We start from the raw sequence: 21,681 nt of genomic DNA on the forward strand, positions 1-21,681 counted from the left end.
GGTGTATGAGCCTGCCCCAAGTGAGTTTTCAGCGTCGATTCGAGACCGTCACACACAGGTCCCTCCCTGGAGCGATCCAGGGTATGGGGCTATTGGCGGTTTGCCCTCGTCGAACAGGCGGGGGCGTTCGGAGAGGGCGCCGTCCGACAAACATACGTCTCTAAAGGATCAAGTCCGTTGCAGGTACTCGTTCGCGATAACAACGTCGACCAGGCACTCCGCGTTCTCAAGAAGAAGATGCAGCGCGAGGGCATCTTCCGCGAGATGAAGCAGCGCAAGGCCTACGAGAAGCCCTCCGTGCGCAAGGCTCGCGAGAAGGCCGAGGCCGTGCGCCGCGCCCGCAAGCAGGCCCGCAAGACCGCGATCCGTGAGGGCCTGATCGCCGCTCCGAAGCCGAAGCCCCGTTTCGGCGCCGGTGCGCCGCGTCGTCCGGGCGGTTCGCCTTTCGCTCCGAGCGCCGCTCCCTCGGCCAACGTCGCCTCGTAAGACCGACCGGCGGCCGATCCTGTATCGGCCCCGAACGCGGTTACTGGCGCTACCGTCCCATCTCTCAGAATGCCCGGCCGCCGATGCGTCCGGGCATTCTGTCGTTTCAGGCGATCCCCACGGCGGCGGAGGCGTGCTCGGCTTCCACCAGGACATCGAGGGCGCGCCAGGGCTTCTGCATGTAAATGGCCTGTTCGGGCAGGCGACCGGTGCTGCGCTCGTCGTAGCCCGAGGTCAGGACCATCCGAACATCGGGCCAGCGCCGCTCCACGGTCCGCGCCAGGGCGATGCCGTCCATGGCCCCGCCGAGGCGCACATCGGCGAACAGCAGGGCGACGTTCATGCCCTTGCGCTCGAGAACGCCGATGGCCGCCTCGGCGCTGTCACAGGCAATCACGTCGAGATCGGTTTCCTCGAGAATGGCTGCAGCGAGGTCGCGAACCGCTGCATCGTCCTCAACCACGAGGGCAACGGGGCCGTCGATCTGGGCTGGCGACACGGTGTCGGCGGTCGCGTGAATGGTATGATTCATGAGGTCTCCTTCTTGGAATGGGGGCGGGCGCGATCGCGGCCCCGCAGGGCGTCATGCGCCCGGTCGATGATTCGATTGTTCGAAGGCTGCGCCGCCTGGCCGGGATCGGCAAGGGTGCCAGCCGCCGCCACGGCCATGCGCCTCTCGCTCCATAAAAAGCGGAACCGCCTCAAAGCGGGCTTGGTGGCAGCCTAAGATCCGAGAATGCACGAAATCGAGCGTCTCTGCGCATCGTCTGCGCAGACGCACAAGGTTCAGGCATACCGCAACGCATTAACGATCTGTTCACCGCAAAAGATCGAATGTTACAGTTCAACGACCGTCAAGCTGGATCATGGAACGGTTTCTGTTTCCCGATCCGGGGAGGGGTGCCGAAACAGGGGGTTGTTGCTCAGCCATGTGCCGCTTTCTCGCCTATAGCGGTGATCCGGTCTTCCTGACCGATCTCGTCTGCGCGCCGACGCACTCGCTGGTGCATCAGTCGCTGCACGCCACCGAGGCGAAGACGGAGACCAACGGCGACGGTTTCGGCATCGGCTGGTACGGCGAACGGACCGATCCGGGCCAGTATCGCGACGTCTGCCCGGCCTGGTCGGACGAGAACCTCGTCAACCTCTGCCAGCAGGTCCGCGCGCGGATGTTCTTCGCCCATGTGCGCGCCTCCACCGGCACGGCCACCACGCGGGCGAACTGCCATCCCTTCGCCCATGGCCGGCACCTGTTCATGCATAACGGCCAGATCGGCGGTTATCACCGCATCAAGCGGCGGATCGAGGCCCTAATCCCGGACGCGCTCTACGAAGCGCGGCGCGGCACCACCGATTCCGAGGCGATCTTCCTCCTGGCGCTGGCCAACGGTCTTGCCGATGACCCGATCGGTGCCATGGCCGAAACCCTCTCGACGGTCCGCGACCTGATGCAGGCGGCCGGGATCACCGAGGCCCTGCGCTTCACCTCCGTCGTCACCGACGGCGAGACCCTGACGGCCTATCGCTGGGCCTGCGACGGCCGCCCGCCGAGCCTCTATTACCGCCAGACCGAAACCGGCCTCGTAGTGGTCTCCGAGCCCATCGACGATTGCAAGGAGGGCTGGATCGTGATCCCGCGCGGCGGCACGCTGCAGGCGACGCGCGGTGGCACGGTGACGGTGAAGGGCGCCGACGAGGCGCGGGTCCGCATCGCCGCCTGAGACCGCTCCCGAGGGTTGCGGCACGGAGGGTTGCGGCGCTGGCGCGAAGGGCGGACAACCCATGCTCCTTCGAGAGCGTGAGCCGCCGATGACCGATACGGACGTGACCCTTCACATCGCCGGGGCCTGGACGCCCGGTTCCGACGCGCGGACGATCCCCGTCCTCAACCCCGCCACCGGCGACGCCATCGGCACCGTGGCGGTGGCGACGCGCAACGATCTCGACCGTGCCCTGGAAGCCGCCCGTCGCGGATTCGCCGAATGGCGCAGGGTCGCGGCCTTCGATCGCGCCAAGGTGATGCGGCGGGCCGCCGATCTGCTCCGTTCGCGCGTCGACGACATCGCCCGGACGATGACGCTGGAACAGGGCAAGCCGCTGACCGAAGCGCGGGTGGAGACGCTTGCCGCCGCCGACGTCATCGACTGGTTCGCCGAGGAAGGGAAACGCGCCTACGGCCGCATCATCCCCGCCCGCGTGCCGGGCGTGACCCAGATGGTTCTGCGCGAGCCGGTGGGTCCCGTGGCCGCCTTCACGCCCTGGAACTTCCCGATCAACCAGGCCGTCCGCAAGCTGTCGGCGGCGCTCTGCGCCGGCTGCTCGGTGATCCTGAAGGGGCCGGAAGATACGCCGGCGAGTTGCGCCGAACTCGTCCGCGCCTTCCTCGATGCCGGGGTGCCGGGTGACGTGCTGTCCCTGGTCTTCGGCGATCCGGCCGAGATCTCGTCCTACCTGATCCCGCATCCGGTCATCGCCAAGATCTCGTTCACCGGCTCCACTCCGGTGGGCAAGGAGCTCGCGGCTTTGGCCGGGCGCCACATGAAGCGCATCACCATGGAACTCGGGGGCCACGCCCCCGCCCTGGTCTTCGCCGACGCGGATGTGGAGAAGGCCGTCTCGGTGCTCGGCGCCAACAAATTCCGCAATGCCGGGCAGGTCTGCGTCGCGCCGACCCGCTTCCTCATCCACGATTCCGTCTACGACCGCTTCGTCGAGGGGTTCGTGGCGCATGCACAGGGCATCAGGGTCGGCGACGGGCTCGATCCCGAGACCCAGATGGGACCGTTGATCCATGCCCGCCGGCGCGAGGCGATGGAATCCCTGGTGGCCGATGCCGTAGCGCAGGGCGCGGAGCTCCGCACCGGCGGCAAGCGCATCGGCAACCGCGGCCATTTCTTCGAACCGACCGTGCTCGCCGAGACCCCGCTCACTGCGCGGATCATGAACGAGGAGCCGTTCGGCCCCGTGGCCCTGGTCCAGCGCTTCTCCGACGACGAGGCCGCCTTCGCCGAGGCCAACCGGCTGCCCTATGGTCTGGCCGCCTACGCCTATACGCGCTCGGCCTCCCGCGCGACGGAGATCGCCGCCCGGGTCGAGAGCGGCATGCTCGGCATCAACCATCACGGCCTCGCCTTCCCCGAAACCCCCTTCGGCGGCATCAAGGATTCCGGCTACGGCAGCGAGGGCGGCTCGGAGGCGATCGAGGCCTATCTGACGACGAAGTTCGTGAGCCAGGCGAGCGCCTGAACACCCGCATTCGGTAGGCTGGACAAGCAAAACGCTCCATGGGGCAGACCCCATGGAGCGATGATGCACGCCTTTGCTCCGGCCACGCTCACGGGAGCGGCCCTAGCGAGTCGGGGGGTCGACGATCTCGGCAACGATGCGCCGGGTCGCGGGAGCACGCGGGGTCAGGGCCGGCGTGGTGGTTAGTTCGGAGGCCGGACGCACAGCGGCCGTGACGCGGGCCTGCTCCCGATAGAGCGTGGGGGTGACGGTGATGCGCTCGTCGGCGGTCGCGGTACCGACCAGGGTGGCGGAGGCGAGAGCGGCGAGGACAAGGCTACGAACGGTCATAATATTGATCCCTCTGATGTTTCGGGGCCGATGCCCCGTTTCGTGAGACCGATATATTTTGCGGCGCACCATTCATCAAACAGATAGTATCGATATCCGGTATCGACCGTATCAATGCGATGCTTCCAACTGGGCCGCGCGGCCGTTTACGTCTCCAGCCGTTTCGATCCGCATACGTCGCTCGAAAGCGTGAGACAGGATGGGATGTCTCACCCTGTCTCGTCATCGGCTGGGCTTGTCACTTCACCAAGGGTTTGAGACCTAAGTCCCGAAGCCGAGGCGCCTCGGATCGGCAGCCGGTGGACGCCGCCCTCCGCCAATGAGGTGGAGCTTCGACGTCGTTCTCAGCCCTGTCGTCAGTAGCGGGGGGCATCGACGCGTGCACCCCAGATATTGAGCGTGCGGATCGACGGCTTAGACGGAGCGTCCACGGTCTCTGCGCTCGCCTTGGCCGATGCGTAGGACCGCTTTGGCACGATGGAAGCGGTGTTCGGCGAGTTGGTGGCGGATGCGATCAAGGTCGCTTGGGTACCGGGGACAGTGAAGCGATGCCCCCAGGCGTCGAACGACCTCGCCGGCTCGGCCTTGGCAGGAACGATGGCAGCGGCGACGAGTGTGAGGATGGCGCCGGTGATGAAGGTGGAGCGAGTGGTCATGATACGACGTCCTGTTCGGTGAGCGTTCGTCGGGGGAGGTTTCCGATGACCCGACGCTTCGGCCCGTTGCAATAACGTTGATATAAACGTAGCGCCGCGGCCTGCGGTGCGCGTCCGCACATAGGTTGATATCAATTATATTCCGAGGAGGTCTCGTTTGGCAGGGGCTGTACAAAACCCGCAGGGCCATTATCTCGTTGGTATCAACACTCCGGGGGAATTTCGTATGACCGGACATCCGGTCCTCACTCCACAGATCGCGGCCAGGGTCGAACAAGCCTGCTTCAGCTTCGCGGCTCAGAAGGCGGCACGCGCCATTGGCCGGCGCTATGACGCGGCGCTCCGCCCGACCGGCCTCTCGAACTGGCAGTTTACGCTGCTGATGATGCTCGTCCGAGACGAGGCTCCGACCATCGGCGCGCTGGCACAGGCCCTAGCGATGGATCGCACGACCATCACCGCGAACGTGAAGCCCCTGGAACGACGCGGGCTGCTAAGAATCGAGGCCGATGCGGACGACAGGCGCGTCAGACGCATCCTGCTTACCGACGAAGGTCGCACAGTCTTGGCACAGGCGTACCCGCTCTGGGAGAAGGCGCAAGCCGCTTGCGCCGAACATCTCGGCGCGATCGATCAGACCATTTACCGTGCCGCCGTGGCCGCGCTCACGATGTGATCAGGCCCGGCAGGGCACTCGGGGCTTGTCGCGCCCGGAGATCTTCCCACTTTGCTCGAAACATTCGCGAGGTGCAAGAAACCGGTGCTCCTCAGTAACGCACCGTCGCCCGCACGCCGAACACCGCGGCATTCTTGATCCGGGCGCCATCGGGATCGCGCGGATTGGGCACGCCGCCGCCCGGGCGAAAGATGTACTGGATGTCCGGCTGAACCGTGACGCCGGGTCCGAGGACGGCCTGATAGGTCGCCTCGATCACGGCCTCGCTGCTCCGACGGGGTCCACTCGCGCCGCCGAAGCGGATCACATCGGTGTCGAACCCGCGGGCACTGTCCGAGATGCGGGCCAGGGCGAAGGCGACGCCGATCGTGTCGTCTGACCGTCCCTTGAAGAGGCCCTTATAGGCAATGCCCATATCGGCGTAGAAATCCACGATGTTGCGGTCAGAGGGCGAACCGGACAGGCGCAGGAACACACTGGCACCGTCATTCGGGTCATCGGGCTCGCGGTAGATGGTCTGGTCGATGATGCCGTAGAGGCCGCTATCGCCGCGAAAGCGCCGGGCGATGCCGGTGGTGGACGGATCGGCCAGTGAGCGCCCGGCCTCGTCGAAACGCTGGCTGTCGAACCGGCCAAAATGATGCCAGCCCCCCAGCGTCACCGTGCCGGGATCGCCCTCATCACCCTGCGCGATGTTGTACGCATAGGCGGCCTCCGCGATGACGAGGGCGGGATCGCTGGTGCGGAAATTCGTGCCGGTGCGGTTGCGGCGCTGAGGATCGAGATCGCTGGGGTAAGGCCCTGCTGGATCGCCGTCGAAGACGCCGACCTGCAGCGAGAAATTCTGGTTCGGGACGTATTTCGCCCGGATCGCCGGCACCGCCAGCGGGTAGATCGGACCGCCGCTCGGCAGCACCTCCGCCATGATGTTGGGCCAGCCGAAGGTGGAATTGATGAACAGCGTGCCGGTCTGAGTCACGGCGAATTCGGTATCGGCCGCGATCTGACCGACCTTCAATCCGAACTGTCCGTCGAACAGCTTCTGTTCCAGCCAGATTTCGTAGAGCCGCGAAGAGGGCAGTGCCTCGATGGCGCTCACGGTGATGAAATTGTTGACGTAGTAGCGCGACAGGCCGGTGCCGTGGATGAGGTAGAGATTGGTGTGGAAGGTCGCCCCTTGCCAATCTGCCAGCTTCTCGAGGTCGGCATCGAACTGGATATCCAGGCGCCCTTCGACGATCGCACCGCGCCGTACACCGCCCGTTGCGTTGCCGAAGCTCTCGCCGATATAGGTGAGGCTGTACTCGATGCCTTTGGTCTTCAGAAAGGAACGCAGGCCATAGGGGTCGCCATACGGGCCGAGCTGGTCCTGTATCGAGGTGTTGAGGTTGGCCGAAGGCTTGGCCGAGGTCACCGACTGCGCCACCGACGTCTGCGGATCGCCGCCGGCGCCGCGCGGTGAGCCGATATCGAGCCCCTCCAGCGCCAGACGCGCCTGCCGTGCCGCAATCTCGGCAGCGGTCTGGGCGTGGGCGCCAGACACGGCAAGGCCGGACATCAGGGCTGCGACGGTCGCAAGAGGAAACGAGCGGAGCATCATTCCTCGGAAAAGCGTGTCCCAGGGCGACCGACCCCCGCTCGCGCTCTATCATGCAGAGCGTGACAGAGCTGTAACCGATACGAGGGAGCGATGTGGCCGCAGGGATTCCCTATCCCGGTGTGTCGCGCTTCCCACATCCGCTTCAGAGCAGTGCTCTGTGAGGAGCGCCTTACTTGCCGGTCCAGTTCGGCGGGCGCTTGGCCAGGAACGCCTCCATGCCCTCGCGGAAATCGGCGCTCGTGTAGCACATGAGGATGAGATCGTCGTCGGGCCGTTCCGATGCCTCCTCCTCGGCGGCGAGGCGGCGCAGACCTTCCTTCGTGGCGCGTAGGGTCAGCGGTGCATGGCCGGCAAGCTGCGTCGCGAGTTCCGTCGCCCTGGCGGCGAGAGCGGCGGCATCTTCCACGACTTCGCCGACGAGACCGGCCGAAAGCGCCTCCTCCGCGCCGAACAACCGAGCGGTGAAGATCATGTCCTTCACCCGTGCGGGACCGATGAGGCCGGACAGGCGCTGAAGGTTCGACATGGACAGGCAATTGCCGAGCGTCCGCGCAATGGGAAAGCCGAACCGGGCATCGCGTGTGGCGATGCGTAGGTCGCAGGAAGCCGCGATGGCGGCACCGCCGCCGGTACAAGCGCCGGCGACAGCGGCGATGACCGGCACGCGCAGACGCTCGAGCGTGCCGAGGACCTTGTCCATGAAGCGCTCGTATCCAAGGGCGTCGTCCGGGCTGGAGAAGTCCCGGAACTGGGCGATATCGGTGCCGGCGGCGAAGGCCTTCTCACCGGCGCCGGTAATGACGAGAGCCTTGATCCGTTCGTCCGCCTCGATCCGTCCGCACAGGTCGATGAGGCCCTGATACATCGCGAAGGTCAGGGCGTTTCGTGCCTGTGGCCGGTTGAGGACGATGCGGGCGATGCCGGCATCGTCGGTTTCGAACAGGATCTCGTCGGTGGCGCTCATGCGGGGTTCCCATGCCGGACCGGCCGTTCATCGGCCTCTTCGACACAGGTCTTGCCCATCCGTGCCGCTTTGGGCAACCGCAGGGAGACCGGACAGGCGGCCTTCGATGCCCTCGGCTCCGATCAGAACAGCGCCGGGACGAACATATCCTGCGGAACTGGCTGGCGGGCGTAATCCTCGTGGCGCATGCGCTCGGGCAGATGCACCGGCGGGTGCTCCACGTCGCCATAGGGGATCTGCGTGAGGAGATGGCTGATGCAGTTGAGGCGGGCCTTCTTCTTGTCCACGGCCTCGACCACCCACCACGGCGCCTCGGGAATGTGCGTGCGGGCGAGCATCACTTCCTTCGCCTTGGTATAATCCTCCCAACGGCGACGGGATTCGACGTCCATCGGTGAGAGCTTCCACTGCTTCAGGGGATCGTGGATGCGCATGTTGAAGCGCAGTTCCTGCTCCTGATCGGTGATCGAGAACCAGTATTTCAACACGATGATGCCGGACCGTACCAACATGCGTTCGAATTCCGGCGCGGACTGGAAGAACTCTTCGTACTGGTCCGGCGTGCAGAACCCCATCACGCGCTCGACGCCGGCGCGATTGTACCAGGAGCGGTCGAACAGCACGATCTCGCCGCCCGCCGGCAGATGCGCGACGTAGCGCTGGAAATACCATTGCGTGCGCTCGCGCTCGCTGGGAGCCGGAAGCGCGGCAACGCGACAGACGCGCGGATTGAGACGCTGGGTGATGCGCTTGATGGCCCCGCCCTTACCAGCCGAATCTCGCCCTTCGAAGATCACGACCACGCGGAGCTTCTGGGCCTGGACCCAATCCTGCAGACGAACCAGCTCGTGTTGGAGCCGAAACAGCTCACGGAAATAGACTCGCCGGTCCATGCTGGGCGGACGCGGGCTTGCATCGATTTCGCTAACCAGTCGCTCAAGGCGCTCGTCTTCTAGTTCCATCTCCAATTCTTCATCGAAGTCGTCGGCCATCTCTCGACGAATAGCCTCGATATCGAAAGGACGAGTCCCGGCGCGCGTGCCGTCCATAACATTGCCTTCCTGATGAATGGGAATGATCCAGGCCCTTGGATCACAACTGCATGACAGTAAGGAGACCTCCTCGGCGACGGCAACGAGCTCCCTAGAGCCTGTATTGGCCTGCATTCTCATGCGGGATTGTCGAGGGCATTTTTGGCCGGGAGGACGGCGACGCAAGCGAGCCGTCTGGTTGCGACATCCAGGGCGTTCGGCACGTTGTCGGTGCGGGCCGCCCCAATGGCGAAGCCCACCGAAGATTCATTCAACGTCTCGGCGCTGTTCCAGCACGACATCCTTCGACAAGCTCAAGATGAGGGCAGCTCTGATCCGGCGGCTTCTCGATGGCGGGGTGGCGCGTGCCCTGGATCAAGCACCAATCCTGGCAGCGCTCGACCGTGAGGCGCCGTCGAATTTGGCAGAGTGCAGGCTGGACAATCTCTTTTTGCCGTCATCAAGGGCAGCCAGCGCAACGCGATCCTGCACGTTCGCTGAAGCCAGGACATGCCCTTCGGCATCGATCAACGCCACGCGTTTGTGCCCGGCCAGCTTCTGGGTGCCATCCTAGCCGCGCAGCCCTGCACGCCAATGCAGGTGACGCTTTTCTCCGGGCTACGACGAAACTTCGCGGCTACACACAACCTCTCTGTTTCAAACATTCGTCCGGTTTCGGATTTCATCCGTTCTGCGCCGCCACTCCAGACGGTGAACTATCCCCGCGTGCCCCAGCGTACGCCCATCCGGCTCGGGGCCGCCGCATCGGGGCCGATCGGGGGACCGCTCGGCCGGGCGACCGGCGGGGAGGACGGCTCTGCGGCCTCCTCCTCTGAGGCGGTGAAGGCCTCCTTCGAGAACTGGCCCGCCTTGCGGAAGGTCCAGAGGTAGCCGGGCACGATGGCGGCCATCGCGGTGGGCAGGATGCCGAGCCCGTCCAGCGTGCGGCCTTCCGCCTTGGCGGCTTCCGAGACTACGTTGTCGGTCTGGAGCAGCGTGACCTGGTCGCGGGTGAGCTTGAGGCTGTCCGGCAGCAGGCCGAGGCTCAGCGTGTCCACGGTCTCGATCACGCGGGCCTGCAGCATGGCGATGGGCTTGGGCAGGTCGACGACGAGGCGGCGGCGGCGGGTGGTCTTCAGCATGTAGCGGACGAGGCCGTCGAGGGTCTCGACCTCCGGGCCGCCGAGTTCGTAGACGCGGCCGGCCTCGGCCTGCCCGTCCACCGCGCGGGCCACGGCCTCGGCCACATCGCCGACGAAGACCGGCTGGAAGCGCGTCTCGGCTCCGGCGAGGGGGAGGACCGGGAGCACGCGGGCGAGCGACGCGAAACGGTTGAAGAAGCTGTCTCCGGGGCCGAAGACCAGGGAGGGACGCAGGACCACAGCCCGGGGCTGGGCCGCCAGCACCTTCGCCTCGCCCAGCGCCTTCGAGCGCGCGTAGAGAGAGTCGGAATGCGGGTCCGCCCCGATGGCCGAGACGTGGACCAGGGGCGCGCCGATTGCGGCGGCGGCACGGGCGATCTCGCCCGCCCCTTCAGCCTGAAGCGTGAGGAATCCCTGCCTGCCGGTCTCCTGGAGGATGCCGACGAGGTTCACCACCGCGTCGGCTCCCTCCACCGCCCTGGCGATGGAATCCGGGTAGCGCAGGTTCGCCTGCACGGCGACGATCTGCCCGACCTTGCCGAGAGGCTGCAGGAACAGGGCGAGGTCCGGCCGCCGGACCGCGACCCGGATACGGTAGCCGCGCTTGGCCAGCGCCCGCACCACATGGCGTCCGATGAAGCCCGAACCGCCGAAGACGGTGACCAGCTGCGATGACGGACGCGGCAATGACGGTCCGGCGAAAGGAGAGGTCGAAGCGTCGAAGCCGGTCATCGCCTGGTTCCCACCTGTCATCCGAGATGCCCTGCCACGCCCTGTCCGGGCCGGGGCCGAGTCTCTGTCCGTCACCACTGAACGCGGGATTACCATCGCTCGCGCATCGATAGCTAGGGCCGTTGACCGCAGCGCGGGAGGCCCAGGCGGCGATGAAACATTCGGCGAGGGAAAACCCCCGATACCCCGTCGTTCACGGAGGGGCCGGCGGTCGGCACCCTGTGGCGAAGGTCGGCTCCGCGACGCGTCCGATGCACCCCGGGTGATCGTCTCACCGAGGCGAGGTCGACGGGGGGGAAATAGAATGTTCTCGCTGAACGGCTGCCTATCGAAAGATTGTCCCTATCTGCAGCAAGAAAATGTATTTCCATTCCTTTGACTATAGGGCCGGTTTGTAAGAGATTTCATCTATCAAAGACGAAGCACAAGCAGTGAATGATAATGTGCTTGCTGCAATAATGTATTCAACTGAGGCTTTCGCTCCAGATGAATGCCTGGTTTCTCACATTCGCGGATAGAACTATGACCCGCCCGAGCCATCGCCCTCCGGAGCCGATCCGTTTTGCCTATTGGGTGCCGAACGTGTCCGGTGGCCTTATCATCAGCAAGATCGAACAACGCACGAGCTGGCAAGCGGATTACAATCGCCGCCTCGCACAGATCGCCGAGGAGGCGGGGTTCGACTACGCCCTGACGCAAATTCGCTTCACCGCCGGTTACGGTGCCGAGTACCAGCATGAATCGGTGGCGTTCAGCCACGCCCTGCTGGCCGTGACCACGAAGCTCAAGGTCATCGCCGCGCTCCTGCCCGGCCCCTGGAACCCGACCATCGCCGCCAAGCAGATCGCGACGATCAGCCAACTCACCAACGGGCGCATCGCCATCAACGTCGTGTCGGGCTGGTTCTCCGGTGAGTTCCGCGCCATCGGCGAGCCCTGGCTCGACCATGACGAGCGTTATCGCCGCTCGGAGGAGTTCATCCGCTCCTTGCGCGGAATCTGGACGCAGGACGACTTCACCTTCCGCGGCGATTTCTACCGCTACACCAACTACACCCTGAAGCCGAAGCCGGCCGACCCGCAGCCCGAGATCTTCCAGGGTGGCTCGTCCCGCGCGGCGCGCGACATGGCGGCCCGCGTCTCCGATTGGTACTTCACCAACGGCAACACGCCGGAGGGGATCCGGGCGCAGGTGGACGACATCCAAGCCAAGGCCTCGGCCAACGGCCATTCGGTGAAGGTCGGCGTCAACGCCTTCGTCATCGCCCGCGACACCGAGGAAGAGGCCCGCGCCGTCCTCCAGGAGATCATCGACAACGCCGATCCCGATGCGGTGAAGGCCTTCGGCCACGAGGTGAAGAACGCCGGCAAGGCCTCTCCGGAAGGGGAGGGCAACTGGGCGAAATCGAGCTTCGAGGATCTCGTCCAGTACAATGACGGCTTCAAGACCAACTTGATCGGCACGCCCGACCAGATTGCCGAGCGTATCGTGGCCTTGAAGGATGCCGGCGTCGACCTCGCGCTCCTCGCCTTCCTGCACTTCCAGGAGGAGGTCGCCTATTTCGGCGCGCACATCATCCCGAAGGTGAGGGCGCTCGAAGCCGCGCGCGAGCGTCGGGCCGAGGCCGCCTGAGCGGCCTTTCCAGCGCCAGCTGACGACAGCCGCGCATCCCCTCTCCCCGCAGGCGGGGAGAGGGCCGCGACGACCTCGTCGTCGTTGCGGCGAGGCGGCAGCCGAGGGTGAGGAGGCGCGTCCGGGTGAGCCCCTATCGGATGCGCCCCCTCACCCTCGCTTCGGCCTCGCCTCCGCTTGCCTCGCCCCCGACGAGAGGGGGATCCGGCTGAGGTCTTCAAACGCCCGTTCAAACCAGCCCATCGCCTGCCCGGTACCCTGGAGCCATCCATGAACATCGCCGTCAGCGCCCAGTCGCTCGAAACCGCCCGGGGCGCGCCGCCGGTTCCCCGTCCGGCATCCCCCGCCCATGTCATCCGCGACGATGCCGAGGCGATCCGCGTCGCCCATTCCCTCGCCAAGGAGTTCCGCGAGGGCGCGTCCGAACGCGACCAGACCAACCGGCGGCCCTATGCCGAGCTCGACGCGTTCTCCCAGAGCGGGCTCTGGTCGATCAACGTTCCCAAGGCCTTCGGCGGGCCGGAGGTGTCCTACAAGACCCTAGCGCAGGTCGTCGCCATCATCTCGGCCGCCGACCCCTCGATCGGCCAGATCTCGCAGAACCACCTCGGCATCGTGGCGGCGATCCGTACGGTATCCGACCCGGAGCAGCAGGCGCTGCTGTTCGGCGAGGTCCTGAAGGGCACCCGCTTCGGCAACGCCTTCTCGGAGATCGGCACCCCGCGCGCCACCGATTTCAAGACCCATTTCGTCGATGACGGCGACCACGTCATCGTGCGCGGCAAGAAGTTCTATTCGACGGGGGCGCTGCTCGCCCATCTCGTCCCCATCGTCGCCCTCGATGGCGAGGGGCGCGCCTGGTACGCCATCGCCGACAGGGGCGCCCCCGGCCTCACCGTTATCGACGACTGGTCGGCCTTCGGCCAGCGGACCACGGCGAGCGGCACCGTCCTCATCGACGACGTCCGGGTGCCCAAGAGCCATCTCGTCCCGGCCTGGGAGGGCTACGAGCAGCCGCGCTCCGATGGAGCCGTCTTCCAGATCATCCAGGCGGCGGTGGATGCCGGCATCGCCCGCGAGGCCATCGACGACACCATCGCCTTCGTCCGCACCAAGACCCGCCCCTGGGTCGATAGCGGCCAGGACCGCGCCTCCGACGATCCCTACACGATCCAGGCGATCGGCGAGCTGACGATCCGACTCCATGCGGCCGAAGCCATCCTCGACAGAGCCGGCCTCGCCCTCGACGAAGCGGTGGCCAACCCGAGCGCGGAGACGGTGGCTGCGGCCCAGCTCGCCGTCGCCGAATCGAAGGTGCTCACCACCGAGATCGCCGTGCAGGCGAGCAGCAAGCTGTTCGAGCTCGCCGGCACCCGCTCGACCCTGGCCGAGAGCAACCTCGACCGGCACTGGCGCAACGCCCGCACCCATACCCTCCACGACCCGGTGCGCTGGAAATACGCGATCATCGGCAACCACGCCCTCAACGGCGTGAACCCGCCGTTCCACGCCTGGAGCTGACGGAAGGAGTCGGACGAAGGGCGCTCGTGCCTGAACCCACCATTTCGTCGTGAAATGGTGACCCGTCCGCTTTCCAACGACGAACGAAGGAAGCGGACGTTCTCCCCGAAATGGCCGAGCTCTGTTTTGCGCAGGAAGCGAATGGCAGCAGCCACCCTACGGCCTCGCGCCCGAGGGAGCGCCCGCCGAGGTACAAAGGGCCAGCCACAGGGGTACTCTCATGGCTCATCGAGAAATGCCTCGAGAGCGCCGAATGGTCAGACCTCAGCGCCTCCACGCGCAGGCGGCGGCATACGGTGTACCGCGCGATGCAGGAAACCGCCGGTTCGGAGTCTCTGACAAACATAGATCGGGGGGGGATTCTCGCCGGCCGGGATAAGCGCCGCGACAAGCCGCGCGCCGCCAACACATTCCTGAAGGCCATGCGTGGCATCGTCCCGACCCTCAACGCCAAGCTGCTGACGGGCGCGAATGATGAGGTGGGCTTCTTTGGCTGGACAGACGACGAACTAGCCCGGTTCGAAGCGAAGTGGCCGGTCGGCACCCGCCAGCGCCTCGCCTTCGACCTGTCGCTCCATACGGGCTTCAGGCGCGGCGATGCGGTGAAGATCGGTCGCCAACACGTCCGGAGCGGGGAGCCATCGAAGACGGGAGACGTCGTCCCGCGGCCAATCCTCCGGATGCTGGCCGAGTCGATTGCAGCGACGCCGACCGGAGATCTCACCTGCATCATCAGCGAGCAGGGCCGGGCCTTCACGAAAGAATCGTACGGGAACTGATTCAACAAGATCTTTCGTGATGACGGCGAGCGGGGTCAACGCGCGGTCTACGGAACTCCGGCGCGCCGTGCTGCCAAAGCTGGAGCTACGGTGGCCCAGCGCAATGCTCTCTATGGGTGGACGCCCGGAAGCCGGGAAAGCGCGGTCTACACACGCACCGCCGAAAAAGTCCGGCTAGCCCGCTCGGCGCTCATTTATCCCTCACCTGCTACCCTGGTGCGGAAGCCGATCGGGATAATCCAGCGAAACTACGGGCTTAAAAAAATAGATGGTGCCCAGGGACGGAGTCGAACCGCCGACACTGCGATTTTCAGTCGCATGCTCTACCAACTGAGCTACCTGGGCCCCCGCCGAAGCGCTTGGCGCCGTCGACTGGAGCGGGGGTATAGTGAGGTGGCGGGGCCCTGTCCAGCCTCCTTTGCGCGCTTCGTGCGATGGAATCGGCTCAGGATGAACGCGGCGGGTCCTCGTCCTCGGTTTCGTCCTCATCGGTGGGGATCGCGTAGCGGTCGGTGAGCCAGCGACCAAGGTCGATATCGGCGCAGCGGGCCGAGCAGAAGGGCTGGAATTCCGGCTGTGCGGGCTTGCGGCAGATCGGGCACGGCTCCGGCTTCGGCTTGATGGGAACGGCCCGGCTCATGCCATCGCCCCCCAGCCTTGCCGTACGGGAAAGCCCTCGCCTTCGAGAAGGCTGATCGTCTCGTAGAGCGGCAGGCCGACGACGGCGCTGTGCGAGCCGACGAGCTTGACCACGAAGGTGCCGGCGAGACCCTGGATGGCGTAGCCGCCCGCCTTGCCCCGCCACTCGTCCGAGGCGATGTAGCGCTCGATGTCGCGGCCGGAGAGACGCTTGAACCGCACCCGCGTCTCCACCACACGCTCGCGGCGGCTTCCCTTGGGCGAGAGCACGCAGACCGCCGTGTAGACACGATGCTGGCGCCCGGAGAGCAGGCGCAGGCAATCGGTGGCCTCGTCGGCCAGTTCCGCCTTCGGCAGGACGCGCCGTCCCACGGCCACCACCGTATCGGCCGCGACGATGTAGCTGTCGCGCATGTCGTCGCGGCGGCGGGCGGCGTCCCCCGCCACGTCGAGCTTGGCCCTGGCGAGGCGTCGTGCGAGCTCGCGCGGCGCTTCCGATTTGTGGGGGGTCTCGTCGACATCGGCGGGAAGCAGGGCGTCGGGCTCGATGCCCGCTTGCTGCAGCAGCGCCAGTCGGCGCGGTGAGGCGGAGGCGAGAACGAGGCGAGGGCCCCCGCGCGGCGTCTCGCCGGAGGCGTCATTCATCGTGGCGTGCGTGCCGCCCTGCGCGGAAGAGATATCCATTGGTGCTTTTTGACAATCCGCAGGCTGGGGGAGAGGGCGGGCCGACCCGGTCGCGAGAGGCCCGCTCGGCGTGCCGGATCGACATGCCGGACCGGCCGGTACGCTATCGGAAAGCCCGCTCCTTGGAAACGCAAACCGTCGCGCCGCGCCATGGCCAGGCCGTGGACAAAGCGGGCCGCTCTGATATGGTCCGCTCCGCTGGACGAGGGGAGGCTGTCGAGGCCCTCCCGCAACCGGCATGCGGGCGTAGTTCAGTGGTAGAACGTCAGCTTCCCAAGCTGAATGTCGTCGGTTCGATCCCGATCGCCCGCTCCAACTAACTCGTTGAAGCGTCAGATTTTCTGGCCCCCTTCCGCTGATCTCGCGTTCCTCATGTTCGCCGTCGCGTTCCCCAAGGCCTGTTCAGGCCCCGTTCTTCACGGCCCGATGCGCGACCCGAAGATTCGCTGCTGCCCGTGATTTTCCGCCTGCGCCGCGCGAGTAGCGCTGCGTCGTCGATGTCCGTGCGTGCGCCGCAGCCGACCCGATGTGGTCGAGATCTGCGCCAGCATCCTCAGCTTCCGTGATCGCTCCTGACCTGGCGTCCACGTTCCAGACATGGTCCGGCACTCCTGCGGCCTTCGCGATGATTCGCCATTCGCGCCCTTAGCGGACTCGGCGAAGGGCCGGCCGGCTGTCTCGTCTAAGATCAACGGACCGACGCGGCGATCAACCGGCACCTTGTCCGGTAAGGTCACTACGAGGGGGCAGAGCTTCACATCGTGAGCGGCGAAGACGCCCGCCTTCGCCGTCGCCTTCCTCACCACGAGGTCGGTCGCGATATTAGACCAAGTCAGGCCGTTCACCCACCGGCGCCCGCTCAGGACGATATGCGGTGGATCTCAGGCCGCGGCGTCGACGGCCTGGTCGGTGTTCGCGTCGAGGGCCGGGGTGAACACGAGCCGGTCCACCGCTCGTAAGCCACCCGACGGGCCATCAGGGCGTCGATGTTCTCCGGGGTGACCGGGGCGGGGTCGCCGCACGCGTCGCCGATGCCGGACCAGTCGGCGATGGCGGCACGGGCGTACCGGGTCAGGCTGAGGGATGAGCGCTTTATGCGCCCTGTCCCATGACGAGCGACACCGGCTGTCCGCGACAGGTCTCGACAGCAGTGAACCCGCGGGAGCGCAGTTCACCTCCATGTCGTGACAATCCCACAGATGCCCGCCACTCCGGGCCAACCGCAGGGCCGCCAGTGCGGCTCCGATGGGCTCCGCCGGCGGGCCATAGAGCCCCACGACCAGATATCCCTTCGGTCGGAGAGCAGCCGTCAGTCGATCGAGCGCTGTCCGGGCCGCGTCCTGCGAAAGGAAGGGCGTCGGGAGCCATGTCAGCGAGTTGCCCGCCACTTCATCGAAACGGGTCACATCCTGCAGGCGAAGTTCGATGCGGCTGCCAAAAGGGCTCGCCGCCACGTTCTCGCGGGCCAAATCGAGGGCGGGCTTCCAGATGTCCAAACCAACGACATGCAGCGAAGGCCATTGCGCAGCCGCCTCCAGGGCGATGCCGGCGACACCGGTGCCGACGTCCAGGAAATGCCCGCCAAGCGCGGCCGCGAGCGCTGGACGCTCCGCCGCCAAGGCTGCCAAGCGCCGTACGACGCCGCGCGAGGCTTGGCCTTGGGCCTGCAGCATCGCAGGATCGCTGACCTGCCAGAGCGGAGGCCTGTCCGGATGCTCGAGCAGATCCCGTGCTTCCTCCAGCGCGTGGGTGGCGGATGTCAGCAGAGCGGACATCCGCTCCTGATCGAGCTCATCCAGGCCTCCCGGCACCAAGGCGGCGACCGCATCGAGCAGACGGCGCTCTACCTCCGGATGAACCTTTGCCGCTCCTTGCCGCACGCGTAAGACCGCACCGATCACGGCGAGCCCCCTTGCCTCATCTCCCATTTGCCGCAGCTTGCGTTCGACAGCATGGACGTTCATCGGGGACCACCAGTGCGACGATCGCGACACTTGGTCGTGACCTGTGAATGAGAAGGATCTCGCATGATTGCGACCGATCCGATGTGCCTGGATCAAGATCGATTCATGCGCGCGGAGATGACCGGCCGGCGATCATTCGAAATTTCGTAGACGACAAGCGCGCTTGAGCCTGGAGCACTGACAAAAATTCTGATGATGCCGATATGATGCTATGCATCTGCTCGACGATGCATGAAATCATCCGTTCTCGGCTCACGGCATCACGCAGGATGGCGCCAAGACCTGGGACAATCGTGTCGATGACCGAGCATCCAGGAACCGCCATCCTGCCGATATCCTCACCGCGAACGCCGTCCGTCGGCGCGGCGCATGGCTGCGCTACGATGATAGGCCGTGAGCCTGGTGGATCATCTGTGCAGCCCGCTCCCCGATAATGGCGCAGGGCGCTTGAGTATTCCCCGTGGTCACACGCGGCATGACCGAGGCATCTGCGATACGCAGGGATTCGATCCCGTAAACCTTCAGCGATGCATCGACGACCGACATCGCGTCACGGCCCATCTTGGCCGTGCAGCTCTGGTGCCAGTAGGTGACCGCGGCATCACGGACGAAGTCTTCGCGCGCGTCACCCTTGAGGTCGCCGGGCATGGCCTCGTCGCGGACAAAAGGCCGGAACGCGTGAGCATTTCCCAATTGGCGGCAGAGATCGACGCATCTGAGGGCCGTTGCCATATCCGCGGGCTCGGACATCATGTTGGCCTCGATCGCCATCGGCACCGAGGGGTCGGCGCTCGTCAGACGCAGCCGGCCGCGGCTCGCCGGATGCGCGAGACCGGCGAACATCGTCCAGCCATGCGCCGGCACACCGCGCGCCGCGGTCCGCTCGCTTGGGACGGGAAATTCGACTTGGCAGAACAACACGTCCGGCGCATCGAGTTCCGGACGACTCTTCCAGTACAGGGTGGCCTCGCTGCCGCTGTTACGCGGGGCGATCGGCTCTTCGTAATTCCAGATGCATCCGAAGGACAGGTGGTCTTGAAGGTTTTGCCCGACGCCCGGCAGATGCTGCAGCACCGGTATTCCCATACGGGTCAGTTCCGCCTGATCTCCGATGCCCGAATGCATCAGGACCTTGGGCGTCTGGATCGCGCCCAGTGACAGCACGACCTCGGACCGGGCGTGGATCGTGAGGACCTGCCCGGCGCGAACCACCTCGACACCAACGGCGCGCGGATTCTCGATCAGCACTCGCCGAACGGTCGTGTCGGTCAAGACCGTCAGGTTGGGGCGGTCGAGCCAGGGGCGGATATAGGCCCGGTAAAGCGACTGGCGCCGGCCGTCGCGGACCAGCATGTCCGAGATAGAGGCGCCGCCCGGCCCCTCCATCATCAGGCCGTTCGGGTGCTCGAAGGTCGGGATACCGATCTCGCGGGCGGCATCGAGCATCGCGTATGCAATGGGACTGGGATCAGAGGCGGGCTGGACCCAGACCGGACCCGATTGGCCGCGATAGGTGGGATCGGGCGTCCCCTGCCAATTCTCGATCCGACGGTAGATCTCGAGGACGTTGTCGTAACCCCAGCCAGGATCGCCTGCCTCTTCGGCGAAGAAATCCCAGTCGCTGCGATGCCCGCGCGCCCACACCATGACGTTGATGCTGGAGCCACCCCCGAGACCTTTGCCCATCGACATCGACAGGGCACGACCGTTCAGATGCGGGTTCGGTTGCGCCTGGAAACCCCAATCCCGCTCGCTGCCCAGATTGGCGGGCCATTGAGCGGGGTCGAGCACAGCCTCCGCGTCATCGCTGCCGCCGGCTTCGATCAACAGCACCTGCGCTTCGGAGTTCTCCGCGAGCCGCCGTGCGACGACGGAGCCCGACGCGCCAGCGCCGCACACGATGAAATCGTAGTGCGGCTTCAACTCGGCGATCAGGCGCCCTTGGTTCTCCCGCGCACGACGAGACAAATCCCGGTCTTCATCAAAGGGGTGGCTCACCATTTCATGCCTCCTTCTTCCGTAAAACTGTGGTCACTAGGGACAAAGACAATCTCCCCCGGTCTTCGGTGGCTTCCGCTGCGAAATGCTGAAGTTGCTGGGGTCCGGCTTCGGGAGACGGTGCACCCGTCTGAGGCTCTTAGCTGAACCGCTACAGGGAAGCGTCGCTATATCAAATCTATCAGATTTAGCAAATATGCCAATTTTGCGCGGGGACGGCTTCCCTGCTAGGGCTCGTTTTTTGCTGCCGACGGCGCCGTTCGCGTCGGCGGGATCGGCAGGTGGACACAGTGAAGGCGATGGAGAAGGACATCCTCACCACGGCCCAGACGGCCAAGCTGCTCGGCGTTTCAGTCCGCACAGCTCAGCTGCTCATCGAGGGGGGCTCGGTTCCGTCTTGGAAGACGCCGGGTGGGCATCGCCGTGTGTATCGGACGGATATCGAAGCGCTCATCGAGGGTGGTGGATGTGGCACGCCCTCGGCCTCCGCCACTGTGATCGTCATCACACCGGGAGATCGGATTCGATCCTACGAGGAAGTGTTCGCCGCCGTCCCCGAATGCGAGGCTGAGATCTTCGAAGATCTTCATGCCGCGCTGTTCGCGCTCGGCTCGGCCCGTCCCCATGCCATCGTGGTCGATCTTGCGGATGGGGATGTCGAGCGGTCCGGCCTCCTGCACAGTCTCGTGGCCAACCCCTCCTTAGGTCACAGCCACATTCTGGCCGTGGGTGCCTCCGTGCAGGCGAGGAAGACAGATGGGCTCGATCGGGTGATCGCCATCGATACCCCCGAACAGGCGGTAGCGGCCGTCCGCCGGTCGTTGGCTGATACGGGGCAGACGGCACTGCCGCCCGGGGCCTTGCCCTTCCCAGTCGCCCTCAACGAGGGCCAGAGGCTTGTGGCGTTGGAACGATCCGGGCTCCTGGGCACGGCGCCCGAGGAGACCTTCGATCGCCTGACATGGCTTGCCAGCCAGACACTGAAAGCACCGATCTCGCTGCTGACCCTGCTCACGCCGACGCAGCAATGGTTCAAGTCACGCCTTGGGCTCGACCTTCCGGAGACGCCGCGGAGTTGGGCGTTCTGCAACTATACGATTCTGCAAAAAGGGGTCTTCTCAGTGGAGGATCTCGCAAAGGACCCTCGGTTCAACAATAATCCGGCCGTTGCGGGCGATCCTGGGTTCCGCTTCTACGCGGGCGTTCCCGTCCTCGACAACGAAGGTTTCCCCGTCGGCGCGCTGTGCGTGATCGACTACAAGCAGCGCGTGCTCGATGAGCGTGAGGCGCAGGCTCTGTCGGCGCTTGCCGCTCTGGCCTCCTCCGAGGTCCGCCTGCGGGCGACCGAGCGGCAATTGCGAGAAGCGCTCCGAAGGGAGGGACGGCATGACTCGGCCCGAGGCCGCGCTCCTGCTGCGCAGCATGCGGTGAAACCTCACGCTCGATCTCGGGCTTGAGGGCGCAAGGCGGGGCATAGGTTAGGTTGCCCGCCTTTCTTCAAATCTCCCCTTTGGTGCAGCGTCCCGCGTCTTCGTCGAGCGACCCGTTAGGCCGTCTGCGGCTCAATCCGGCCGGGTGATCGAAGCAATTCCGCCGTTGCT

21 protein-coding genes and 2 tRNA genes are annotated in these 21,681 nt (G+C 65.7%); 9 read left to right on the top strand and 14 right to left on the bottom strand.

Translation table 11 applies throughout. The features are described from left to right. Nucleotides 1-177: 177 nt before the first annotated feature. Nucleotides 178-486 (top strand): 30S ribosomal protein S21, encoded by a 309-nt coding sequence (gene rpsU, locus ACYQML_RS06745; RefSeq protein WP_056428151.1) that lies wholly within the window; start codon nucleotides 178-180, stop codon nucleotides 484-486. Nucleotides 487-592: 106 nt separating this feature from the next. Here the strand turns inward: rpsU and ACYQML_RS06750 are convergent, their stop codons facing one another. Both ACYQML_RS06750 and ACYQML_RS06755 read right to left on the bottom strand, forming a co-directional pair. Next, nucleotides 593-1,018, bottom strand: coding sequence for a response regulator (locus tag ACYQML_RS06750; RefSeq protein ID WP_461235072.1), 426 nt, complete (start codon nucleotides 1,016-1,018; stop codon nucleotides 593-595). After that, the gene (locus tag ACYQML_RS06755; RefSeq protein WP_207410968.1) at nucleotides 1,015-1,155 is read right to left on the bottom strand and encodes a hypothetical protein; all 141 of its coding nucleotides are present in this window, start codon (nucleotides 1,153-1,155) and stop codon (nucleotides 1,015-1,017) included. The genes ACYQML_RS06750 and ACYQML_RS06755 overlap by 4 nt, the downstream gene beginning before the upstream one ends. Nucleotides 1,156-1,415: 260 nt before the next feature. On the opposite strand from ACYQML_RS06755, the gene ACYQML_RS06760 reads away from it, so the two are divergent. Further along, on the top strand, nucleotides 1,416-2,207 hold the full coding sequence (locus tag ACYQML_RS06760) for a class II glutamine amidotransferase (RefSeq protein WP_207410969.1): 792 nt from the start codon (nucleotides 1,416-1,418) through the stop codon (nucleotides 2,205-2,207). Between the two features lie 88 nt (nucleotides 2,208-2,295). Next, nucleotides 2,296-3,732 carry an NAD-dependent succinate-semialdehyde dehydrogenase gene (locus tag ACYQML_RS06765; RefSeq protein ID WP_461235073.1) on the top strand — a complete coding sequence of 479 codons (1,437 nt, stop codon included), beginning with the start codon at nucleotides 2,296-2,298 and terminating at the stop codon, nucleotides 3,730-3,732. A gap of 102 nt (nucleotides 3,733-3,834) precedes the next feature. On the opposite strand, the gene ACYQML_RS06770 is transcribed toward ACYQML_RS06765, so the two are convergent. Beyond that, nucleotides 3,835-4,062: a hypothetical protein gene (locus ACYQML_RS06770; protein ID WP_461235074.1), complete on the bottom strand. Its 228-nt coding sequence runs from the start codon at nucleotides 4,060-4,062 to the stop codon at nucleotides 3,835-3,837. 356 nt (nucleotides 4,063-4,418) lie between these two features. Next, a complete protein-coding gene (locus tag ACYQML_RS06775; RefSeq protein ID WP_461235075.1) occupies nucleotides 4,419-4,718 on the bottom strand; it encodes a hypothetical protein in 300 nt (99 codons plus the stop codon). A 226-nt stretch (nucleotides 4,719-4,944) separates the two neighbouring features. Between ACYQML_RS06775 and ACYQML_RS06780 the strand changes: the two genes are divergently transcribed. Further along, nucleotides 4,945-5,394 (top strand): MarR family winged helix-turn-helix transcriptional regulator, encoded by a 450-nt coding sequence (locus ACYQML_RS06780; RefSeq protein WP_461235076.1) that lies wholly within the window; start codon nucleotides 4,945-4,947, stop codon nucleotides 5,392-5,394. A 91-nt stretch (nucleotides 5,395-5,485) separates the two neighbouring features. Here the strand turns inward: ACYQML_RS06780 and ACYQML_RS06785 are convergent, their stop codons facing one another. From ACYQML_RS06785 to ACYQML_RS06805, 5 genes are all read right to left on the bottom strand, one after another. Continuing rightward, a complete protein-coding gene (locus ACYQML_RS06785) occupies nucleotides 5,486-6,994 on the bottom strand; it encodes a carbohydrate porin (RefSeq protein ID WP_461235077.1) in 1,509 nt (502 codons plus the stop codon). 169 nt (nucleotides 6,995-7,163) lie between these two features. After that, complete coding sequence (locus ACYQML_RS06790; protein ID WP_461235078.1) at nucleotides 7,164-7,958, bottom strand: enoyl-CoA hydratase/isomerase family protein; 795 nt, start codon at nucleotides 7,956-7,958, stop codon at nucleotides 7,164-7,166. Between the two features lie 122 nt (nucleotides 7,959-8,080). After that, nucleotides 8,081-9,007: a polyphosphate kinase 2 gene (gene ppk2 / locus ACYQML_RS06795; protein WP_056428132.1), complete on the bottom strand. Its 927-nt coding sequence runs from the start codon at nucleotides 9,005-9,007 to the stop codon at nucleotides 8,081-8,083. 357 nt (nucleotides 9,008-9,364) lie between these two features. Beyond that, the gene (locus ACYQML_RS06800; RefSeq protein WP_461235079.1) at nucleotides 9,365-9,526 is read right to left on the bottom strand and encodes a hypothetical protein; all 162 of its coding nucleotides are present in this window, start codon (nucleotides 9,524-9,526) and stop codon (nucleotides 9,365-9,367) included. Between the two features lie 179 nt (nucleotides 9,527-9,705). After that, nucleotides 9,706-10,863 (bottom strand): complex I NDUFA9 subunit family protein, encoded by a 1,158-nt coding sequence (locus ACYQML_RS06805; protein ID WP_461235080.1) that lies wholly within the window; start codon nucleotides 10,861-10,863, stop codon nucleotides 9,706-9,708. Between the two features lie 522 nt (nucleotides 10,864-11,385). On the opposite strand from ACYQML_RS06805, the gene sfnG reads away from it, so the two are divergent. The 3 genes from sfnG (at nucleotide 11,386) to ACYQML_RS06820 (ending at nucleotide 14,795) form a co-directional block, all read left to right on the top strand. Next, nucleotides 11,386-12,495 carry a dimethylsulfone monooxygenase SfnG gene (gene sfnG / locus ACYQML_RS06810; protein ID WP_461235081.1) on the top strand — a complete coding sequence of 370 codons (1,110 nt, stop codon included), beginning with the start codon at nucleotides 11,386-11,388 and terminating at the stop codon, nucleotides 12,493-12,495. Between the two features lie 270 nt (nucleotides 12,496-12,765). Continuing rightward, entirely contained in the window at nucleotides 12,766-14,016 is a 1,251-nt protein-coding gene (locus tag ACYQML_RS06815) for an SfnB family sulfur acquisition oxidoreductase (RefSeq protein ID WP_461235082.1), read from the top strand. A gap of 308 nt (nucleotides 14,017-14,324) precedes the next feature. Further along, on the top strand, nucleotides 14,325-14,795 hold the full coding sequence (locus ACYQML_RS06820; RefSeq protein WP_461235083.1) for a hypothetical protein: 471 nt from the start codon (nucleotides 14,325-14,327) through the stop codon (nucleotides 14,793-14,795). A gap of 269 nt (nucleotides 14,796-15,064) precedes the next feature. On the opposite strand, the gene ACYQML_RS06825 is transcribed toward ACYQML_RS06820, so the two are convergent. The 3 genes from ACYQML_RS06825 to ACYQML_RS06835 form a co-directional block, all read right to left on the bottom strand. Next, nucleotides 15,065-15,140 (bottom strand) — tRNA-Phe (locus ACYQML_RS06825). Between the two features lie 100 nt (nucleotides 15,141-15,240). Further along, entirely contained in the window at nucleotides 15,241-15,435 is a 195-nt protein-coding gene (locus ACYQML_RS06830) for a DNA gyrase inhibitor YacG (RefSeq protein WP_207410979.1), read from the bottom strand. Then, nucleotides 15,432-16,118, bottom strand: coding sequence for a Maf-like protein (locus ACYQML_RS06835; protein ID WP_419953584.1), 687 nt, complete (start codon nucleotides 16,116-16,118; stop codon nucleotides 15,432-15,434). Before ACYQML_RS06835 ends, ACYQML_RS06830 begins: the two co-directional genes overlap by 4 nt. A gap of 240 nt (nucleotides 16,119-16,358) precedes the next feature. On the opposite strand from ACYQML_RS06835, the gene ACYQML_RS06840 reads away from it, so the two are divergent. Beyond that, nucleotides 16,359-16,433, top strand: a tRNA-Gly gene (locus tag ACYQML_RS06840). 566 nt (nucleotides 16,434-16,999) lie between these two features. Here the strand turns inward: ACYQML_RS06840 and ACYQML_RS06845 are convergent. Both ACYQML_RS06845 and ACYQML_RS06850 read right to left on the bottom strand, forming a co-directional pair. Beyond that, the gene (locus ACYQML_RS06845; protein ID WP_461235084.1) at nucleotides 17,000-18,082 is read right to left on the bottom strand and encodes a methyltransferase domain-containing protein; all 1,083 of its coding nucleotides are present in this window, start codon (nucleotides 18,080-18,082) and stop codon (nucleotides 17,000-17,002) included. Between the two features lie 378 nt (nucleotides 18,083-18,460). Continuing rightward, on the bottom strand, nucleotides 18,461-20,083 hold the full coding sequence (locus tag ACYQML_RS06850) for a GMC family oxidoreductase (RefSeq protein WP_461235085.1): 1,623 nt from the start codon (nucleotides 20,081-20,083) through the stop codon (nucleotides 18,461-18,463). 278 nt (nucleotides 20,084-20,361) lie between these two features. Between ACYQML_RS06850 and ACYQML_RS06855 the strand changes: the two genes are divergently transcribed. After that, nucleotides 20,362-21,537, top strand: a complete 1,176-nt coding sequence (locus ACYQML_RS06855) for a GAF domain-containing protein (protein ID WP_244478103.1) — start codon at nucleotides 20,362-20,364, stop codon at nucleotides 21,535-21,537. The last annotated feature ends 144 nt before the right edge of the window (nucleotides 21,538-21,681 follow it).

The organism is Methylobacterium sp. CM6244 (assembly GCF_054817885.1).

Excerpts from the sequence above, each read along its gene's own strand:
- ACYQML_RS06750 (WP_461235072.1), bottom strand. The coding sequence starts at position 1,018 with ATGAATCATACCATTCACGCGACCGCCGACACCGTGTCGCCAGCCCAG.
- ACYQML_RS06755 (WP_207410968.1), bottom strand. The coding sequence starts at position 1,155 with ATGGCCGTGGCGGCGGCTGGCACCCTTGCCGATCCCGGCCAGGCGGCG.
- ACYQML_RS06760 (WP_207410969.1), top strand. The coding sequence starts at position 1,416 with ATGTGCCGCTTTCTCGCCTATAGCGGTGATCCGGTCTTCCTGACCGAT.
- ACYQML_RS06765 (WP_461235073.1), top strand. The coding sequence starts at position 2,296 with ATGACCGATACGGACGTGACCCTTCACATCGCCGGGGCCTGGACGCCC.
- ACYQML_RS06770 (WP_461235074.1), bottom strand. The coding sequence starts at position 4,062 with ATGACCGTTCGTAGCCTTGTCCTCGCCGCTCTCGCCTCCGCCACCCTG.
- ACYQML_RS06775 (WP_461235075.1), bottom strand. The coding sequence starts at position 4,718 with ATGACCACTCGCTCCACCTTCATCACCGGCGCCATCCTCACACTCGTC.
- ACYQML_RS06780 (WP_461235076.1), top strand. The coding sequence starts at position 4,945 with ATGACCGGACATCCGGTCCTCACTCCACAGATCGCGGCCAGGGTCGAA.
- ACYQML_RS06785 (WP_461235077.1), bottom strand. The coding sequence starts at position 6,994 with ATGATGCTCCGCTCGTTTCCTCTTGCGACCGTCGCAGCCCTGATGTCC.
- ACYQML_RS06790 (WP_461235078.1), bottom strand. The coding sequence starts at position 7,958 with ATGAGCGCCACCGACGAGATCCTGTTCGAAACCGACGATGCCGGCATC.
- ppk2 (WP_056428132.1), bottom strand. The coding sequence starts at position 9,007 with ATGGACGGCACGCGCGCCGGGACTCGTCCTTTCGATATCGAGGCTATT.
- ACYQML_RS06805 (WP_461235080.1), bottom strand. The coding sequence starts at position 10,863 with ATGACCGGCTTCGACGCTTCGACCTCTCCTTTCGCCGGACCGTCATTG.
- sfnG (WP_461235081.1), top strand. The coding sequence starts at position 11,386 with ATGACCCGCCCGAGCCATCGCCCTCCGGAGCCGATCCGTTTTGCCTAT.
- ACYQML_RS06815 (WP_461235082.1), top strand. The coding sequence starts at position 12,766 with ATGAACATCGCCGTCAGCGCCCAGTCGCTCGAAACCGCCCGGGGCGCG.
- ACYQML_RS06820 (WP_461235083.1), top strand. The coding sequence starts at position 14,325 with ATGCAGGAAACCGCCGGTTCGGAGTCTCTGACAAACATAGATCGGGGG.
- ACYQML_RS06830 (WP_207410979.1), bottom strand. The coding sequence starts at position 15,435 with ATGAGCCGGGCCGTTCCCATCAAGCCGAAGCCGGAGCCGTGCCCGATC.
- ACYQML_RS06835 (WP_419953584.1), bottom strand. The coding sequence starts at position 16,118 with ATGGATATCTCTTCCGCGCAGGGCGGCACGCACGCCACGATGAATGAC.
- ACYQML_RS06845 (WP_461235084.1), bottom strand. The coding sequence starts at position 18,082 with ATGAACGTCCATGCTGTCGAACGCAAGCTGCGGCAAATGGGAGATGAG.
- ACYQML_RS06850 (WP_461235085.1), bottom strand. The coding sequence starts at position 20,083 with ATGGTGAGCCACCCCTTTGATGAAGACCGGGATTTGTCTCGTCGTGCG.